Below are 18,423 nucleotides of genomic sequence, written 5' to 3'. Positions count from 1 at the left end.
TTTGGTGTTCACTAGCCAACTCGCTTGTGGTTTTACCCCCTTCAGGGCCTCCAGCGCCACCTTCGCCTTGAACTGCGCACTGTGTCGTTTGTGTTTTCCGGGCATCGCTTGGCTCCTCGCTCTCGCCAATCATGCCCCCTCGGTCTTAACAAAACCTACTGTCCAGTTTTTGGGGTCCACTTCACAATATCCGTTGGAAGGTGGCTAAGGCGCTCATAACTTAAAGTTCTTGCTGATGTTGGCCAGATCCTTTTTAGGATCGCCCGAGAATTGATCCGCTTTAATCATCAACTTGATGTCGTTGAGCGAGTCAGCATGTTTGATGGCGGTCTCTTCGGTGATTTTGCCCAACTTAAAGAGATCATAGAGGTGTTGATCGAAGGTTTGGCAACCTGCGTCGCGACTTTTGGCCATGGTGTCTCGGATCTCGCCAAGCTTGCCGTCGATGATGAGTTCGCTGATGCGAGGTGTGTTGATCATGACCTCCACTGCAGCAGCTCGACCCCCCTGAGCTCCCGGAATCAAGCGCTGGCTGACGACAGCCACCAAGTTCAACGATAGTCCCTGTAATACTTGATGCCGTTTGGCCTCGGGAAAGAGGTTCACCACCCGATCAAGTGCGTGATAGGCGTTGTTGGCATGGAGGGTGGCCATGGTGAGGTGACCGGTTTCGGCCAATGTCAGCGCCTGTTCCATAAATTCGGCATCCCGAATCTCACCGATCAAGATGCAATCAGGTGCTTGACGCAGCGCGTTGACCAAAGCGTTATGAAAGGAATGGGTATCCATACCGATTTCACGTTGGGTCACAATGGAGCGTTTGTGGACATGCACAAATTCGATGGGATCCTCGATGGTGAGGATGTGTCCGGCCACATTGCGATTGCGGAAGTCGACCATGGCGGCCATGGAGGTCGACTTTCCCGATCCGGTGGCACCCACCATCAAGACCAGACCCATTTTGGCGGTCACAATTTTGTTGAGAATGGCCGGTAGTTCGAGCTCTTCAGTGGTCAAAATGGTGGTATTGATGCGACGGATGACCATCGCCACATGACCCTGCTGGCGCAGAATATTGACGCGAAAACGTCCCATGTCGCTGATCGACAAGGCCAGGTTCATCTCAAGTTTTTCGGAAAACTCGGCCTTCTGACGGTCGTTCAAAACCGAGTTGGCCAATTGTTCTGTATGGGGGGGGGCCAAAGGTGTTTTCCCCATGGGGGTGGCCACGCCGTTAATGCGAAAAGTCGGAGGGGCGCCGACCGTGATGTAAATGTCGGATGCCCCTTGGGCGACCATGATCTTGAGCAGGTCGCGTATGGTCATACGTTCCCCCCGCCGAAGAGCGATTTATTGAAGGCTTTTGCACGCGCCTCTTCGACCAAAATTACCTTTTTTTCAACCAGTTTTTTGAGCGAATCGTCCATGGTTTGCATGCCGTATTTTGAACCGGTTTGTTGCATCGAAAGAATCTGCGGAATTTTGTTTTCGCGGATCAGGTTTCGAACCGCAGGTACCCCGATCATGATGTCGTGGGCTGCCACCCGACCCCCCGAAGCTTTTTTACACAGCGACTGAGAAATCACCCCCTGCAACGATTCCGACAACATCGCCCGGACCATCTCTTTTTCGGCGGCGGGAAACACGTCGATGATACGGTCGATGGTTTTGGCCGCTGAGTTGGTATGTAGGGTGCCGAAGACCAAGTGACCGGTTTCAGCAGCCGAGATTGCTAAAGAGATGGTTTCAAGATCGCGCATTTCGCCGACGAGAATGATGTCGGGATCCTGGCGCAGAGCCGCTTTCAACGCATCGGCGAATGAATGGGTGTGTTCGCCGACTTCGCGGTGGGTGACCAAGCATGAGCGAGGTTTGTGGACGAACTCGATGGGATCCTCAATGGTGAGGATGTGACCCTGATGGTTTTTATTAATATGGTCGATCATGGCGGCCAGGGTGGTCGATTTACCCGAGCCGGTTGGGCCGGTCACCAAGACCAGACCCCGTTCATGTTCGCACAGGTCATATAAAATCTGGGGTACCCCGAGTTGCTCCAGGGTCAGGATTTCGGTGGGAATTTGCCGGAAAGCGGCACCAACACCCCGATTAAGGTAATAGGCGTTGACACGAAAGCGGGCGAGATTGCCCAGGGGGAACGAAAAGTCGAGCTGCCACCCCTCCTCGAATTTGGCCTGCTGGGCATCGGTCATGATGTCGTAGATCATTGCCCGAGTATCTTCCTGGGTCAGCGGTGGGACCTTGATGCGTTTGATATCGCCGTGCACACGTAAAATCGGCGGTTCTCCAGGAGAGATGTGCAAATCCGACGCCTGGGATTTCACGGCGAAGGCAAGGAGTTCGGAAATGTCCATGAGGACCCCTTTGTGGTTGAAGTGGTTGAGCCTACGAGCCCAGCAGCTATTGCGATGGTATCCGCTTTAGATGAAGAAGAAAGGTTGTCCCTGTGCCAAAGAACTCAAGCTCCGGTCGGGTATTTGCCGTAGTTGTGGCGGCTGGACGCGGCAGTCGGGTGGGTGGCCCCTTGCCCAAACAGTACCTTTCCCTGGCTGGACGCCCTGTTTTAGAACGTTCGCTTCAAACTCTGGGCAACCATGACGCCATCGCTGCGGTTTTGCCGGTGATCGGGATCAACGATGCCCCCCTTTGGCGCGATTACATCGACCCGAATGTGCAGCAGCTGTGCCGACCGCCTGTCATCGGAGGGCAAGAGCGCTTTCACAGCGTGTTGAATGCGTTGGAGGGATTGTTGGCGGATGAGGAGACCCACGACACCGACTGGGTATTGATCCACGATGCCGCACGTCCCGGATTGAGCAACCACGACCTCGACCGGATGCTCGCATCCCGCCGCTCCGGAGCGGGGGTGGTGCTGGGAATCCCAGTGGCCGACACACTCAGGCGAACCGATGTGGATGGGGTGGCGACCGAAACCATCGACCGTCGCGGCATGTGGCGGGTCCAAACGCCTCAGATGTTTCCCCTGTTGGGCCTGCTCGCTGCCTACAAAACGTGGGGGCAGTCCGACCTGGCCACCGACGATGCCCAGGTGGCCCAGGGGGCGGGGATGGTGGTACGGATGATCGAGGGGGGGGAACACCTACTTAAGGTGACGTTTCCGGGCGATGTGGCTCGGTTGGAACAGATGCTGGGGGAGGGGGGGGGCGTGGCGCCGTTTCGTATTGGTCAGGGGTTCGACGTTCATGCGTTGGTGTCCGAGCGCAGGTTGATTTTGGGGGGGGTGAATATCCCCTTCGAACGGGGGCTGCTTGGCCATTCAGATGCCGACGTATTATTGCACGCCATTGCCGATGCTCTTCTGGGGGCGGCCGGTTTGGGCGACATTGGCCACCATTTTCCCGACACCGATTCCACCTATGCCGGGGCCGATTCCAGGGTTTTGCTGCGCAGGGTGATGGAATTGGTACAGGAACGGGGATACCGGATTGGCAACCTCGATGCCACCGTCATTGCCCAACGTCCCAAGATCGCCCCCTACATCGAGGCGATGCGCAGCAACGTTGCCGAGGATCTGGCCGTGGAGATCGGAGCGGTTAATATCAAGGCGACCACCACTGAAAAGCTCGGTTTTACCGGTCGGGGCGAGGGGATTGCGGCCCAGGCGCTGGTGACGCTGGTGTCGCGTTGAGGGAACGCGGCGGTTACAAAAAACCCCGGCTCAGGGCCGGGGTTTTTTGATGCAGATCAGGGGGAAGGCTTATGCGGCCTTACTCACCCGATTGCTCCGAATGCAACGGGTGCACACGGTCAAGCTGAGGGTACCGGCAGTCGAACGAGCCTTTACCTTCTGCAAGTTGGGTTCCCACCGGCGGCGGGACTTGTTGTGGGCGTGGCTAACTTTGTTGCCGGTTTGGACGCCTTTTCCGCAGAGATCGCAGCGCCGAGACATGAGGTACCTCCCCATCCAATCCAAATTCAAAAAACCGCTAAGAAACGGATAAACCGTTGATTTACTTGTGTTTTGTCGAAAACCGAAGCTTCGGCCCTCTCCAAAGGGCGCGAAGACTAGCACCCAGCCTTCATCGTTGCAAATCCTTGCCCTGTCGGGCGTACGGCACTTTTCGTCGATTGCGCTGGCTTGTGGGCGTGGTGGTGATTTTGTGGGGCGCTGGGATTGGGATGGTTTGGGCCGAACCTGTGCTCCCCGCCATCCACGTTCTGCTTTACCACCGTTTTGACGAGCCCCAATACGGGGCGACCAGCACCTCATCCGGGCAACTCAAGGGGCAACTGGACCTTTTGAAAAAAGGGGGCTACCGCTTCGTTTCCCTCCCCGAGTTTCAGGCCATTGTTTCGGGCCAAAGCCCCTGGCCGAGTGTCCCCACAGTGATGGTGACCGTCGACGATCCCTACCGCTCGGTGGCCGCGGTGGCCGCCCCTCTGTTCCGCCGCGCCGGTATTCCGTGGGCCTTGGCGGTGAACACCGAGCCGTTGGAGGGGCAGTGGCCCGATTTTATGGAATGGGCCGATGTGGAAGGTCTGGCGGCGCAGGGGATTGCGATCCTCAATCACGGCCACACCCATATGGGCTGGGATGGGGAGGTGACGGCTATGGAGGTCGACCTGAACAAGGCATCGGCATTGTTTCAGCGCCACGGCATCGAACCCAAGGGGGTGGCCTACCCCTATGGACGCTACGACAGTCTCAATCTCAGTGGTCTTGCTGCGCAGCGGATTCGCTGGGGATTCAGCCAGGATCCGGGGGTGGTGGGGCCGGATGTCGACCGACTGCTCATTCCCCGAATCGCCATTGCCGGATTGAACCTCAAGGCGTTTGAGGAGCAATTGTTCCTGCAACCGTTGCCGCTCGTTGATCGGGTTCCCGTCCCCGGGGGGATTGTTCCCGACGACCGCCGGGTGCGGGGGCGGGTGGCTCATCCCGAGCGCTATGAGGGTGACGTGAATCTGTTCGTCTCGGGGCTGGGGGCGGTGTCGGCGCAGTACGATCCGAACATCGGGGTTTGGGTTTCGGATCCCATCCCCCCCCTCGTTCGACCAGTCATTCGGGTCAAGGTCAGCCTGAAACTCAGGGGAATCAACCGTTTTGCCCTGACGAGTTGGCGGGTGTTGGATCAAGAAAAAGGCCCGCCGGAGGGCGGGCCTTGAAGGCAACCGGAGGCAACCTTGTGGTGGTTATTCCTCGTTGTTGAGGAACCCCAGCAGTTGCAGCAGGCTGATAAAGAGGTTCAAGAAGTCGAGGTAGAGGGCCAGTGCCGCCATCGTAACCTCGTTATCGGGGTAGACCCGGGCGATCTGTTGGGTGTCGAAAAGGATGAACCCCGAGAACAACAACACCCCCACCGAGGCGATGGCCAGTTGCAGCACCGTCGATTGGAAGAAGAAATTCGAAAGCCCCGCCACAATCAAGACGATCAATCCCGCGAACAAGAACCCCTGCAAGAAAGAAAAATCCTTGCGGGTGGTCAGGGCGTACAGGCTCAATCCTCCGAAGACCGCCCCCGACAACACCAGCGCTTGGGTAACCACCGGCGCCGCCGAGCGGGCCGCATAAACCCCCACCAAGGGGGCGATGGTCAGCCCAGAAATGAAGGCAAAGCCGAAGAGGGCGAAGCTGGCCCACTGCGCGTTGTGGCGGGTTTTAAAGACGGCGAACAGGGCGCCGAGCTCCAACAGCAGCATCAGAAAGGGGTGTTCCCAGGCAAAGGCAAAGCTTTGTCCGACAAAGGCGCCCAATGCCCCCACCAAGAGCGAGCCGCCGAATAGGGCGTAGACCTGCTTTAAAAAGTCGACTCGGCTACCGGCTACGCCACTGTCGGGCGCGGTGGCGACTTGGACTTGAGCTTGTCGGTCGTAACGGGAGTAGGGACGGTTCATGGCCATGGAGGATCACCCTTGATCAAAAAATTAAACAGGAAACCAACAAAACGTGGATTTTGGCCCACGAGGTAAACATAGCGTGACGAACAACGATGGCAAGGGTTCCGCAACCACACAGGGTGAAAGAAATCCCACTTCCACGGAGCGCATGCGCAAAAATCCAGGGATGCAGCCATGATTTGGGATCGCTGGATTGCCGCCGGTTTCGGCTCGGGCCTCGTCCCCAAGGCGCCGGGCACCTGGGGTTCGGCGGCGGCGTTGGCTTTCGTGGCGCTGCTTCCCGAAGGGTGGTGGATCGGCGTTGGACTCATCGTGGGGTTCACCCTACTCGGCTGGTGGGTCACCGACCGGGTGTGTCGCCGCGAGGGGTTGCACGATCCGGGCTGGATCGTCATCGACGAATGGGCCGGGATCGCAGTGGCGACCTTGGGGGTGCCCCACACTCCGGCGGCGCTGGCGGCAGCGTTCATTTTGTTTCGGCTATTCGACATCGCCAAACCCTGGCCGGTTGGGTGGCTTGATCGCCATGTCGCAGGGGCTTGGGGGGTGATGCTCGACGATTTGGCGGCGGGGGGAATGGCCTTGGGTTTGGTGTGGCTGGCGCTGGGGCAGGGGTGGCTGTTGTGAGCGATGTACACGGGGTGATGAGCGCTTTCTTGGCGACTCGGAAGCCGGGAATTCGAGGGCAATGGTGGCTTGGAGGACTCGATTCACCGCCCCCTGGAGCGAGGGTGCTCATGCCTGACCTGGCCTTTGTGCCGGGTGATGGGAATCCGGTGACCCCTTTGGAGCGCCGCGTGATTGCGACCCTGGCCGGCCAGGGTCTCACTGTGGCGACCGCCGAATCTTGTACCGCCGGATTGATCGCCGCCCGCTTGGCCGAGGTGCCCGGTTCCTCTCGGGTATTGGATCGGGGCTGGATCGTCTACGCCAACCAGGGCAAATGTGACGAATTGGGGGTTTCGCCCCGGGTTTTGGAACAACACGGTGCAGTCAGTCGGGCGGTGGTTGAGGCGATGGCGTTGGGGGCATTACACAAAAGCCGGGTCGATCGGGCGGTGGCGGTGACTGGGATTGCCGGTCCCGGCGGCGGCGCCCCCGGCAAGCCAGTGGGGACGGTGTGGCTGGCGGTCGCCGAGGAGCCGTCCCCTGTCCGCTGCTTCAAACTGCAACTGTCGGGGCAGCGCAATGCCAACCGCTGGATCGCCAGCCAATGGGGCTTAAGGTTGCTGCTCGATCCGCAAGGTGCGGGCAGTGTCGGCCCCTGAACAACCCGGGCCGCCACGGCTTTTTGTGGCGTTGCAACCGCCCAAACGTGACAGCCACCCTAAGGAAGCGCTGATTCAAGGCACCCTGCCTTGAATCAGCACGCTTCGCAAAAACCAAAAGTAGGCGCCATGAGGCGGCGATGGTTTTTGCTCCGCTTGCATAAATCAGTCACTTACGTTCCTGATTTTGTCGGCCCATCCGTAGGCCGTTCGGAAGGGCCAATCAATCAGCGCTTCCCTAAAGACCGAACACTCAAAAAAACCGTGAGACATACCCAGCGCAACCGCATTTATCTTGGAGCCGCCCTCCTTTTCACCATCGGACTGGGCCTCGCCTCAAGAAAATTCCCCGCCTTGTTTCCTGCGGCACTTGAAAAATACCCCGGCGACGCCCTTTGGGCTCAGATGGTTTATTGGCTGGTTTGCATTTGCACCCCTACGGCATCGGTCATCAAAGTCGTCTTGTCCTCACTCGCCATCTCGTACGTCGATGAGATCAGTCAGTTGTATCAAGCGCCTTGGATCAACTCGATTCGGGCAACAACCCCTGGCCACCTGGTCCTCGGGTCGCACTTTTCCTGGATCGATATGGCCTCGTACACCATTGGCATTGCCATCGTCGCCCTGATCGATGGGTGGTTCCTAAGGAAGCGCTATTAAATCAGCGCTTCCTTAGAGGTGCCCAACAAACCGGGGGGGAAGCGTCGGTGTCATCAAACCTTTCAGCCCCAATAATATTGTTTATTTAGGGCTTATCCCCCCAAAAAAATCCACCCAATCCACCCCCATGAAATAACCCATGCCCCTCAATATTGTTTTCATCTTCATCCTCATCGTGCTGTTCGCCGCGCCCCCCCTTGGGCTCGCCCAAGCCGACGAGCCGAGTTGCCACTACACCACCTACCGTTGGAGCACCTTCGCCAAAAGCGCGGTAGATGTTCACTCGGTTCGCCACCCCTACGCCGAGCTGCAACCGACCGAAATCGACCCCGCAACCGGTTGCACCGTGTGTGAAGAGGATCAGATCGAAATCTCTCTTCCGGGGCTGGCCCCTTTTCGGGTGTGCAAGCGGATCAAGATTCAGGTTTGGGCGGCACTGAATCAGGTGCTGGCGGCGGGGGCGGAGATCGATTCGGTGGTGGGGTATCGGGTGGGGATGACCAAGGGGGCGGTGGACGACCGGGGCAATCGCACCCAATTCAGCAACCATGCCTTTGGCGTGGCGCTGGACATCAACGAACGACACAATGGTTTGTACGACCACTGCCCCACCTTCGGCCCCGGTTGCCGTCTGCTCCGAGGGGGGAAGTGGGATCCCGGCCAGATCGGCAGCCTCACCCCCGATCACCCCATCGTTCGAGCCCTCGACAACGTTGGCTTGAAATGGGGCGGGCAAATCGAGGGGTTGCAGAAGGACTTCATGCACTTTTCGCCCAGCGGATACTGATCGCGTGAGCGGGTGAGTCCCCGGATTTATCGGCCCTACCCATAAGCCGGTTCGGCCTCCAAGCGCCCCATCGAGCGTCGCCACCACCCAAGGAAGGAGCCCCATGTTCCCCATCCCCCGCACCCTCAAAACCCTTCTGACCCTGCTGCTTCCCCTGATCCTGATCGCCTGCGGCGACGCCGCGCCCCCTCCATCTGACAAACCGGCCCAGGCGGTTGCCCCGTTCGATCCCACCCAGCCCTTTGCGGTGCTCGATTGTTCCGAGGTGGAGCAGGATGGGCGGCGGGGACTGGCGTTGACCTTCTCGCTGCCGCTGGCCGAGGGGGTCGATTTGGATCACTTCGTTCAGGTCAGTGCCGGGGGGCAGGCGGCGGTGGATGGGGGGTGGGTGATCGAGGCGGGGGGGAGGTCGGCTTGGTTTGCCGCCATCGAGCCCGAAACCACCTATCGGGTCACCGTCTCGGCGGCCCTGGCGGGGCAGGGGGGGAAGCGGTTGGGGAGCGACTTCGTGCAAACCCTCAAAACCCGTCCGCTGGAGCCCTCGTTGAGCTTCGTCGGGCGGGGGATGGTTCTGGCGGCGGGGTTGGGCAAGGGGCTGCCGGTGGTCAGCGTCAACGTCGATGCGGCCGACATCGACTTCTTCCGCATCCCCCCCGAAAAGTTCGGCACGGTGCTGCGTCGCTTCGACGGCCACGGGGAGCTGTGGAGCGTCGAACACCTGACCGACAGCGGCAAACTCGCCTACACGGGGCGCTTTGACCTGAATCCCGAACACAACCGGGCCACCCCCCGCACCCTTGATGTCGAGGGGATCAACGCCCTCAGCCCGCCGGGGGTTTACCTGGCGGTGATGCGGGTTCCGGGCGACTTCAACCACAAACAGGTCACCTGGTTCACCGTGACCGACATCGGCTTGCAGGTGCGGCTCTACCCCGGCGGCCGCCTCGATGTGCAGGCCCAGTCGTTGAAAAGCGGCCAACCGCTCAAGGGGGTGGAGGTCGATCTGATCGACCGGTCGGGGAACATCTTGATGCACGGGGTGTGCAACGCCGAGGGGGCGCTCTCCCTGGATGGCAGCCCCCGTGGCGCGGAGCTGATCGTCGCCCGGCAGGGCAACCAAACCTCGCTGGTGGCGCTGAATCAACCGGCGCTGGATCTCACCGAGTTCGACATCGGCGGTCGCCCTCAACTGCCGATGGAGCTGTTCCTCTACGGCCCCCGCGATCTCTACCGCCCCGGCGAGTTGGTCCGTTTGTCGGGGCTGCTGCGCGACGGCGACGGCGCCCCCCTGCAACCCCAGGTGCTCGACGTGGCGGTGAAGCGGCCCGACGGCGCGGTCGCCAAGAGCTTCAAGTGGGAGGCCCAAGAGCTGGGGTACTACCAGGCCGACTGGCGCCTGCCCGACAACGCCCCGTTGGGGGTATGGCAGGTAGTGGTGAGCGGAGCGATGGCCAAGCCGGTGGTTTATCCGCTTAAGGTCGAGGAGTTTATGCCCGAGCGGATGAGCCTGACCTTCGCCCCCGGTCAAACCGCCCCCATCGTCTCTGCCGCCGATCAAACCCTGACCATTGCGCTGCAAGGGGCCTACCTTTATGGGGCTCCGGCGGCGGGCAACCGGGTGACCGGAGAGGTCCAGGTGCTGCACTGGCGCAGCCCGGTCGAATCGCTCAAAGGGTTCGAGTTTGGCGACATCCGCGACAACGACGCGTTGCAACATTTTGAGCTGCCCGACCTGACCCTGGACGACCAAGGGGCGGGGGCGATGAAGATCCCCTCTCGCTGGGGGCAGACCACCTCCCCCCTTGAGGTGCGGGTGATCGGCTCCCTGCTCGAATCGGGGGGACGGGCGGTGGTCCGCCCCTATTCGGCCCTGATCTGGCCCCGCCCCGCCCTGCTCGGCGTCCGTCCCGACTTTGGCGACAGCCATCCCGAAGAGAACGGCACCGTCGGCTTCGAGCTGGTTAAGGCGACCGCCGATGGGGACAAACTGGCGGCCCAGGGGATCGATGTGCGTCTGATTCGGGAGCAACGCAACTACTTCTGGGTGCACTCCGGCGAACGGGGTTGGCATTACGAGTGGAGCGATAAGGAGATCCCGACGGTGCAAAAGCGGGTGGAGATCCCCGAGGGGGGGACGGCGCGGGTCGAGATGCCGGTCGCCTGGGGGCACTACCGCCTTGAAGTACGCGATCCGGCCCAGCGGCTGCTCACGAGCCTGCGTTTTCACGCCGGAAGCGATTGGTACGACGATTGGGAAAACGCCCAAAATGGGGCACGGGCCGCCAAGCCCGACAAGGTCACCCTGGCGCTCGACCGGGGGGGATACCGCCCCGGCGATACCGCCCGGCTGAAGGTGGTTCCCCCGGCGGCGGGGGAGGCGCTGCTGATGGTCGAGGGGGATGTGCCCCTGTGGAGCGCCCGGATGAGCCTGCCCGCCGAGGGGGCGACGGTCGAAATCCCCATCGACCCCAGTTGGAACCGTCACGACCTCTATGTCACCGCCATGGTGCTGCGTCCCGGCCGCGCCGACGGCGGCACGATCACCCCTCGGCGCAGCCTGGGGTTGATCCACCTGCCTTTGGATCGCCAGGGGCAGCGGCTTGAGGTCGCCTTCCAAACCCCCGAAAAAACCCTGCCCAACACCCCCTTCACCGCCCGGATGCAGGTGACCCCGGTTCAAGGGGGCAGGCTGCCTGAGCGGGTGATGGTCACCCTGGCTGCGGTCGATGTGGGGGCGCTGAACCTCAGCCGCTTCGTCACCCCCGATCCCTTTGCCTTCTTTTTCGGCTCGCGCCGCTACGGGGTCGAAATCCGCGACCTCTACCACCAGTTGATTGAGGTCAGCCAGGAGGACCAAGCCAAGCTGCGCTTCGGCGGCGACGCCGATCTTTTCGAACCGGTGCGGGGGGGGGACCAACCGGTAAGCGACGTGCGGATCGTCTCCCTCTTTCAGGGGCCGGTGGCGGTCGCCCCCGACGGCAGCGCCGAGGTGGTGCTGGATCTCCCCGACTTCAACGGGCGGCTGCGTTTGATGGCGCTGGCCTTTGGTCCGGCCCAATTCGGCAGCGGTCAGACCGAACTGACCGTGGCCGCCCCGGTGGTGGCGCAGATGGCGATGCCCCGCTTTTTGGCGGGGGGGGATCGCTCCACCCTGGCGCTCGACCTGACCAACCTCAGCGGCGCCCCCCAAACCCTGAAGGTCGACCTGCAAGCGACCGCCCCCCTGGCGCTGACCGCCCAGCCTCAAACGGTGACTCTGGCCGACGGGGCCAAGACAACCCTGCGTTTTGCGGTGGAGGCGCTCCAGGTTGCGGGGAGCGGAACGATCAATCTGGCGGTGACGGGGGAGGGGCTCGAACAGCCGATTGCCCGGCAATGGCGGTTGGGGGTCCGCCCCCCCTATCCGGCCCGGTTCGAGCGGATCAGGGCGGTGGTGGCGCCGGGGGAGGACTTCACCCTCGACCCCGAACAGACCAAAGGGCTTTTGCCCAAAACCCTGCGCGGGGTACTGACCCTTTCATCCACCGTCGATCTCGATCTGGCTGATCGGCTCGAATCGCTGATCGACTACCCCTACGGCTGTTTGGAGCAGGTTTCCAGCCGGGCCTACCCCCTGATTTTGGCCGCCCCTGAAGATCTGGCTCGGTTCGACATCAAGGCGCTCGATCCCCAAAAACGGGCTGAGATGCTGCAAGCGGCGGTCGACAAGATCGTGGCGATGCAGAAACCGAGCGGGGGATTCGGTTTGTGGGACCGGGAATCCGACGAGGAGTACTGGCTGACCCCTTACGCCACCGGGGCGCTGCTGGGGGCCCGCGATCTGGGGATGGCGGTTCCCCCCACGGCACTCGACCGGGCGCTGAACCGGCTGGGGGAATACCTCAACCGCACCTCTCCTTTCTTCGACGAGCATTGGACCCGGGAGCCAGAGCACGACCGGCTGGCCTACCGCAGCTACGCCGCCTACGTGCTGGCTGGGGTCAACCGGGCAACGCTCGGGGCGCTGCGCCGGATTTACGACCGCACGGCGGGGGATGCCAAATCGGGTTTGCCCTTGGTGCATTTGGGTTTGGCGCTGATCGCCATGGGGGATCGGACCCGGGGCGAGGCGGCGTTGGATCGGGCATTGGCCCTGGAACGGGGCGATCGCTACATGGCCGATTACGGCAGCAAGCTGCGCGACGCCGCCCAGATGACGGCGCTGCTGCTCGGCAACCCAGAGACCGCTGCGCGGGGTCTTGATCTGGCTGCCCGTATCGAGCCGCTGCTGCGCGAACGGCGCTGGCTGAGCACCCAAGAGCTTTCGGCCCTTTTTCAGGCGGGGATTGCCCTGCAACGCCGGGGCGCCCCCCCGTGGGCGGCGACGGTGACGGTGGGGGGGCAAAGCCAGAAGACGCAGGGGGATGTGCCCCAGCGGCTGGGGTGGCGGGGGGAGGCGCTGCAAGCCGGATTGGTGGCGACCAACCGGGGAGAAGAGCCGCTCTACCTCAACCTGGCGATCTCGGGCCATCCCGACACCCCCCCTCCGGTGTTGGAACAGGGGGTTTCGGTGACGCGGCGCTGGTACACCTTAGATGGCCAAGAGACCACTCCGGAGCGGGTCGAGGTCGGGACGCTGCTGCTGACGCTGCTTGAACTCAAGGCTGAAAGGCGGGTGCCCGACGCCTTGGTGGTCGACCTGTTGCCCGCCGGGTTTGAGCTCGAAAATCTAGCCTTGACCCCCTCCATCGACCTGGACGCCATCGAAATCGAGGGTCGCCCGCTGCGTCATTGGCTGGGTGGGGAGCGGCTGCGCCATCAGGAGCTGCGCGACGACCGCTTCGTGGCGGCCCTCGATCTGCATGAGAGCCGTTTGGTGTACCTCGTCCGCGCCGTCACCCCCGGCCTCTACCATCTTCCCCCCACCCAGGTAGAGGACATGTACCGCCCCGAAATCCGGGCGGTTGGGGCGAGCATGAAGCCGATTGAGGTGGTGGATCGAGGGGGGTGAAGGGTGGTGTTGTAGGGTGGATAAGCGCAGCGCATCCACCGAATGTTCAACCCATCGCCCCAAGGACGGCGCACCACCAAACCGTTCAATCCAGTTTGTGGGAGGCGACCTCTGTCGCCGAAGCGAAGCCGGGTTGTTTCAGTCGGCCCAGGTTGTGGCAACGGGGGTCGATCCTGCCTTTTGGAGGGGGGCGCTCCGTCGTGGCCGCTTTCCCCCATCGCACAAAAAGCGGACGCGATGCAGCGCGTCCACTCCAGGGGGTACTTGGTGGGGGCGGGGGTCGAGGGGGTCGGGTTGCCTCTTCATTCGCGGATAGAAATCCGCTCCCACAAAACCAACCCCCCCCCAAAAAACCGACCGTCGCTTTTGCCTGTGGGAGGCGACCTCTGTCGCCGACGCGAAGCCGGGTTTGTTTCATGGGTCGGTCGGTTGAGAAGGCGATTCGATGTCGGGTTGTTGATGGATGCTTATCCACCCTACGGTGAAGCGAAGCTGCGATGAATCGACCAGGGGCCTTCCAAGCCACCCCTATTTTCAGGCACCAAAATTTTCCCCCACAATCAAGAGCCACCACAGCTTCCAATACCCCTGTCTACCCCCGAGCCCCCCATGCCTCAACCCTTGCCTCTGCAAATCTGGCAACGTCGCCGCCGCTTCTGGCGGATGCTGCTGGTGTTGGGGTTGGCGTTGGTGGGGCTCGACCGCCTCTTTCCTTTACATCTTCCCGACCCCTCCACCCTGTTTGCCCAGGTGGTGGTCGACCGGCAGGGGATCCCTTTGCGGGCCTTTGCCGATGCCCAGGGGGTGTGGCGCTACCCGGTGCGTCTGGACGATGTCTCCCCCCACTACATCGAGGCGGTGCTGGGGTACGAGGATCGCCGGTTTTACGACCACCTCGGCATCAACCCCTTGGCGCTGCTGCGGGCTGCCGGGCAAAACCTGGCGGCGGGTCGGGTGGTTTCGGGGGGCTCGACCCTGTCGATGCAGGTAGCCCGGTTGCTCCATCCCCATAGCCGCACCCTGTGGGGCAAGGCGATTCAGATCGCCCGCACCCTGCAACTGGAAGCACACCTGAACAAACAAGAAATCCTCAATCTTTACCTCAACCTAGCCCCCTTCGGAGGCACCATCGAGGGGGTGCAGGCGGCCAGTTTTACCTACCTGCACAAACCGGCCCGCGATCTGACCCTGGCCGAGGCTGCCCTGTTGGCGGTGCTGCCTCAGGCCCCCAGCAACTACCGCCCCGACCGCTACCCCGAGCAGGCGCAACAGGCCCGCGACAAATTGCTGCGTCGCCTGGCCCGCCAGGGGGATTGGACTGCCGAGGCGGTGGCCCAGGCGCTTGAGGAACAGGTTGTCGCCTTCCCCCCCCGCCATCCGCAACATGCCCCCCTGCTCGCCCGCCGCCTGATCGCCGAGCACCCCCAAGAGGCGGTTATCCGCACCACCCTGGAGGGCACGTTGCAACAGGGGTTGGAGGAGTATGTGGCCCAGTATGCCGCCACCCTGCCCCCCCACAGCTCGGCGGCGGCGCTGGTGGTCGACAACAACACCGGGGAGGTGCGCGCCTACGTGGGCAGCGCCGGATTCGGCGACGCCGAGAGGTTCGGCCATGTCGACATGATCCGGGCGATCCGCTCCCCCGGCTCGACCCTCAAGCCGTTTCTCTACGCCATGGCGCTGGACGAGGGGTTGATCCATCCCCAGTCGTTGCTCGCCGACGTTCCCCGAATTTGGGGCGCCTACCGTCCCGACAACTTTGGGCAGGGCTTCAGCGGTCCGGTCACGGCGGCCAGCGCCCTGCAACGCTCCCTCAACCTGCCGGCGGTCGATTTGCTCGAACGGTTCGGTCCCAAGCGGTTTGCCGCCCGGCTCGAAAACGGGGGATTGCCGCTGCACATTCCGGGGCAAATCCCAAATTTGGCGGTGATTCTGGGGGGGGCGGGGTGCCGGTTGGAGGATCTAGTCGCAGCCTATCGGGCGCTGGCCCAAGGGGGAACAACCGGACCGCTGCGCTTCGAAAAGCCCGAGACGCCAGGGCAGTCGGGCGCCTTCGTCGAACGGCGCCTGCTGTCGCCCCAAAGTGCCTGGATCGTGCGGGAGATCCTGGCCGAGATCCCCCGTCCTGGCGCCTTGTCGCACGCCGTGGGGGCAGCCCCCCGACCGGCCTGGGGCTGGAAAACCGGGACCAGCTACGGCTTTCGCGACGCCTGGGCCATCGGGGTTGGAGCCCTCTACACTGTGGGGGTGTGGGTCGGGCGACCCGACGGCACCCCAATGCCGGGCAACACCGGACGCAACGCTGCCGCCCCGCTGCTCTTTGCGGTGACCGACCACCTCGATCCCGACCCGTTGCCGATCCCCCGCCCCGAGGGGGTGGTTCGGGCGACCATCTGCTGGCCCAGCGGCACCCCGGTCCAATGGCTCCCTGATGCGCAATGTCCCCGCCGCCACGAGGGGTGGGCCATCGCCGGATCGCTCCCCCCGACTTGGCACCCCGCCGATCAAGAGGCGGGGCGGGGTGGGGCGCTGAGCTTTCGGGTGGCGAGCGATACGGGGCTGAGGATCGATCCCGGCTGCACGGTGGAACACTCGCAGGCGCGCACGGTACAGCTGTGGCCCAAGGTGCTCGAACCCTGGCTACCCAAGGGGCAGCGCCGCGCCGGATTGATCCCCCCCTTCGACCCCCGCTGCACCGCCGCCCTGGCGCAGCCCACCGCCACCTTGAAGATCGTCGGCATCGAGCCCGATAGCCTGTTTTACCGGCCGGGGGGGATGGGGGAGGGGCCGCGGATTGCCTTGCAGGCGTTGGGGGCGGTGGGGGAGGTGGCGTGGTACGTCCACGGCGGTTTCGTTGCCCGCGCCTTGAGTGGCGAGGTGGTGCACCACCATCTGACACTGCGGGGACGGGTCGAGATTGCGGCGGTCGATCAAGGGGGGCAGGTGGATCGGGTCGAGGTGGAGGTGCGGTAGGTGGGGGGGCGGCTTTGGTTGCGGGGTGGTTTGGTAAGAGAGGCCCTTAAGGAAGCGCTGATTGATGCGCGCTTCCGAGCGGCCCAGGGATGGGCCGCCACGTGGTGCGCTGTCGTAGGAGGCGACCTAAGTCGCCGAAGCTCTGCTGATTTTGCAAGCGAAGCCAAAACCATCGCCGCTTCATGGCGCCTACTTTTGGTTTTTGCGGAGCTGCCGATTCAAGGCAGGAGCCTTTAATCGGCGTTTCCCTAACCCCCTCCCCGTGAGGCTTGCATCCATCCTCAACTCTGTCTACATTCGTATGCATCTGTAGACAGATTTGGATGTGGTCACAAGGAGGAGGCTGTCATGAAGTCGGTCCCCATTAGTTTTCGTATCTCCCCCGACGAGGCCGAGTTTCTCGCCCGGTTGCGCGTGCCCAACGCCACCACCCCCAGCGAAAAACTGCGCGCCATCCTGCAAGAGACCCGCAAGCGGGCCGAAGGGCCGGTCGACTACGCCGAGGCGTTGAGCGAATCGGTCCGCACCCTCGCCCCGGTTTTTCAGGCCCTGCAAGCGGCCGAAAGCGACCACGAGCACTACTCCGATTTGGTCGCCCTGATTCGCGACTGGCTGCCCGAGTGTCTGGCCTTCGTGCAGACCCAGGCCGGCCGGATCTCCTCCCCCTCCCCCGATACCTTGGCCCTCTTCGAACGGGGGCTGGCCGACCGCCTGTTCCGCCTGAGCGAAGGCCTCTTTAAACTGGCCCTGACCCCCCAATGCCATTGCTATGACCCCGAAGTGGTCGCGGTGCGCATGGCGCGATTGCGGGGTTTGATCGCGTTGGTCCTACAGCAACAATCCCCTTCCAAGGAGGCGTTATGAAAGAGTCCCTGAGCAGTCGTGTGGGTCGGATCGTCAGCGGCAGCGTCAACGCCCTGATCGACGCGGTGGAAAACGCAGCCCCCGAGCTGGTGCTTGAAGAGGTCATCCGCGAGGTCGACGGCGCCATCGACGAGGTGCGGGCCGAGATGGGCAAGGCGGCGGCGACCAAACATCTGGCCAATACCCGTCTGATGGAGGAAAACCGCCGCCACGACGCGCTGGCCGAGCAAATCCAAACCGCCGTTGCCGCCGGACGGGACGATCTGGCCGAGGCGGGAATCGCCCGACAGCTCGACATCGAAGCGCAGATTCCGGTGCTCGAAAAGGCGATTGCCGAGGCGGGCGATAAGGAGCGCGAACTTGAGGGGTACATCCAGGCGCTTCAGGCCAAACGGCGCGAGATGAAAGAGGAGCTGGCTCGGTTGAGCGAAATGCGTCGCGAATCCAGCGCCACCCAAGCGACCACCGGCCCGGCGGGGAGCGCGGGGGGATCGGGGGCGGCCCACAAGGTGGCCAAGGCCGAATCGGCCTTCGACCGCATCATGGAAAAGCAAACCGGCCTCGGTGGCGGCGTGGCCACCCCCGGTGCGGGGGATGCCGCCAAGTTGGCCGAGCTTGAGGCGCTGACCCACAACAACCGGATTCAAGAACGTCTGGCGGCGTTGAAGGCCGATTCCGGGAAGAAGTGATGTTTGCTTTTCTTGGGGCCGACCAGAACTTCCCCTTCATGGTGGCGCTGGGGCTGATGGCAGCGCTCGCCCTGCTCGAAGGGGTTGGATTGCTGCTGGGGGCGGGGCTTTCGCAGTTGCTCGAACGGATTTTCCCCAGCGTCGATCTCGATGTCGACGGCCCCGACGTCGATTCTCCGGGGGTCATCTCGCAGATCCTGGGCTGGTTTCACATTGGCTGGGGTGGACCCCACTCCTTGGACAGTTTGGGGGCGAAAATTTGTAAACGGTTAGTGGCGGTGGGTGGTTCCGCCGTGGGTTTGATGGACCTGTTCT

Annotated in this window: 13 protein-coding genes and 1 pseudogene; 11 read left to right on the top strand and 3 right to left on the bottom strand. The window is 62.6% G+C overall.

Features of this window, described 5'->3' with window-relative positions; genetic code table 11:
* Positions 1 to 213 precede the first annotated feature (213 nt).
* A complete protein-coding gene (locus AUJ55_06575) occupies positions 214 to 1,326 on the bottom strand; it encodes a type IV pili twitching motility protein PilT (GenBank protein ID OIO57468.1) in 1,113 nt (370 codons plus the stop codon).
* A complete protein-coding gene (locus tag AUJ55_06570; protein OIO57467.1) occupies positions 1,323 to 2,372 on the bottom strand; it encodes a twitching motility protein PilT in 1,050 nt (349 codons plus the stop codon). The genes AUJ55_06575 and AUJ55_06570 overlap by 4 nt, the downstream gene beginning before the upstream one ends.
* 92 nt (positions 2,373 to 2,464) lie before the next feature.
* Here AUJ55_06570 and AUJ55_06565 point away from each other — a divergent pair, with 92 nt between their 5' ends.
* Positions 2,465 to 3,667 carry a hypothetical protein gene (locus tag AUJ55_06565; GenBank protein ID OIO57466.1) on the top strand — a complete coding sequence of 401 codons (1,203 nt, stop codon included), beginning with the start codon at positions 2,465 to 2,467 and terminating at the stop codon, positions 3,665 to 3,667.
* A 452-nt stretch (positions 3,668 to 4,119) separates the two neighbouring features.
* Positions 4,120 to 5,145, top strand: coding sequence for a hypothetical protein (locus AUJ55_06560; GenBank protein ID OIO57465.1), 1,026 nt, complete (start codon positions 4,120 to 4,122; stop codon positions 5,143 to 5,145).
* A gap of 27 nt (positions 5,146 to 5,172) precedes the next feature.
* On the opposite strand, the gene AUJ55_06555 is transcribed toward AUJ55_06560, so the two are convergent.
* Positions 5,173 to 5,880 (bottom strand): hypothetical protein, encoded by a 708-nt coding sequence (locus tag AUJ55_06555; protein OIO57464.1) that lies wholly within the window; start codon positions 5,878 to 5,880, stop codon positions 5,173 to 5,175.
* A gap of 171 nt (positions 5,881 to 6,051) precedes the next feature.
* Between AUJ55_06555 and AUJ55_06550 the strand changes: the two genes are divergently transcribed.
* From AUJ55_06550 to AUJ55_06510, 9 genes and pseudogenes are all read left to right on the top strand, one after another.
* Complete coding sequence (locus AUJ55_06550) at positions 6,052 to 6,504, top strand: hypothetical protein (GenBank protein OIO57463.1); 453 nt, start codon at positions 6,052 to 6,054, stop codon at positions 6,502 to 6,504.
* A 110-nt stretch (positions 6,505 to 6,614) separates the two neighbouring features.
* Entirely contained in the window at positions 6,615 to 7,145 is a 531-nt protein-coding gene (locus AUJ55_06545) for a hypothetical protein (protein OIO57462.1), read from the top strand.
* Between the two features lie 288 nt (positions 7,146 to 7,433).
* Complete coding sequence (locus AUJ55_06540) at positions 7,434 to 7,805, top strand: hypothetical protein (GenBank protein OIO57471.1); 372 nt, start codon at positions 7,434 to 7,436, stop codon at positions 7,803 to 7,805.
* Between the two features lie 139 nt (positions 7,806 to 7,944).
* Positions 7,945 to 8,592 carry a hypothetical protein gene (locus AUJ55_06535; GenBank protein ID OIO57461.1) on the top strand — a complete coding sequence of 216 codons (648 nt, stop codon included), beginning with the start codon at positions 7,945 to 7,947 and terminating at the stop codon, positions 8,590 to 8,592.
* A gap of 112 nt (positions 8,593 to 8,704) precedes the next feature.
* Entirely contained in the window at positions 8,705 to 13,582 is a 4,878-nt protein-coding gene (locus AUJ55_06530; GenBank protein OIO57470.1) for a hypothetical protein, read from the top strand.
* 663 nt (positions 13,583 to 14,245) lie between these two features.
* A complete protein-coding gene (locus AUJ55_06525) occupies positions 14,246 to 16,555 on the top strand; it encodes a penicillin-binding protein 1C (GenBank protein OIO57469.1) in 2,310 nt (769 codons plus the stop codon).
* 348 nt (positions 16,556 to 16,903) lie between these two features.
* On the top strand, positions 16,904 to 17,419 hold the full coding sequence (locus tag AUJ55_06520; protein OIO57460.1) for a hypothetical protein: 516 nt from the start codon (positions 16,904 to 16,906) through the stop codon (positions 17,417 to 17,419).
* A complete protein-coding gene (locus AUJ55_06515; GenBank protein ID OIO57459.1) occupies positions 17,416 to 18,108 on the top strand; it encodes a hypothetical protein in 693 nt (230 codons plus the stop codon). The genes AUJ55_06520 and AUJ55_06515 overlap by 4 nt, the downstream gene beginning before the upstream one ends.
* Positions 18,108 to 18,423 (top strand): annotated as a pseudogene (locus AUJ55_06510) (hypothetical protein). Before AUJ55_06515 ends, AUJ55_06510 begins: the two are co-directional and overlap by 1 nt.

Source organism: Proteobacteria bacterium CG1_02_64_396 (assembly GCA_001872725.1).
Taxonomy (GTDB): domain Bacteria; phylum Pseudomonadota; class MNWR01; order CG1-02-64-396; family CG1-02-64-396; genus CG1-02-64-396.
Note: the sequence above shows the minus strand (reverse complement) of the source record. Positions and strands in the feature narration are given on the sequence as shown.

What these genes read in the sequence shown, in the direction of transcription:
- AUJ55_06525 (OIO57469.1), top strand. Translation starts at nt 14,246, where the DNA reads ATGCTGCTGGTGTTGGGGTTGGCGTTGGTGGGGCTCGACCGCCTCTTT.
- AUJ55_06545 (OIO57462.1), top strand. Translation starts at nt 6,615, where the DNA reads ATGCCTGACCTGGCCTTTGTGCCGGGTGATGGGAATCCGGTGACCCCT.
- AUJ55_06570 (OIO57467.1), bottom strand. Translation starts at nt 2,372, where the DNA reads ATGGACATTTCCGAACTCCTTGCCTTCGCCGTGAAATCCCAGGCGTCG.
- AUJ55_06535 (OIO57461.1), top strand. Translation starts at nt 7,945, where the DNA reads ATGCCCCTCAATATTGTTTTCATCTTCATCCTCATCGTGCTGTTCGCC.
- AUJ55_06575 (OIO57468.1), bottom strand. Translation starts at nt 1,326, where the DNA reads ATGACCATACGCGACCTGCTCAAGATCATGGTCGCCCAAGGGGCATCC.
- AUJ55_06515 (OIO57459.1), top strand. Translation starts at nt 17,416, where the DNA reads ATGAAAGAGTCCCTGAGCAGTCGTGTGGGTCGGATCGTCAGCGGCAGC.
- AUJ55_06550 (OIO57463.1), top strand. Translation starts at nt 6,052, where the DNA reads ATGATTTGGGATCGCTGGATTGCCGCCGGTTTCGGCTCGGGCCTCGTC.
- AUJ55_06520 (OIO57460.1), top strand. Translation starts at nt 16,904, where the DNA reads ATGAAGTCGGTCCCCATTAGTTTTCGTATCTCCCCCGACGAGGCCGAG.
- AUJ55_06555 (OIO57464.1), bottom strand. Translation starts at nt 5,880, where the DNA reads ATGGCCATGAACCGTCCCTACTCCCGTTACGACCGACAAGCTCAAGTC.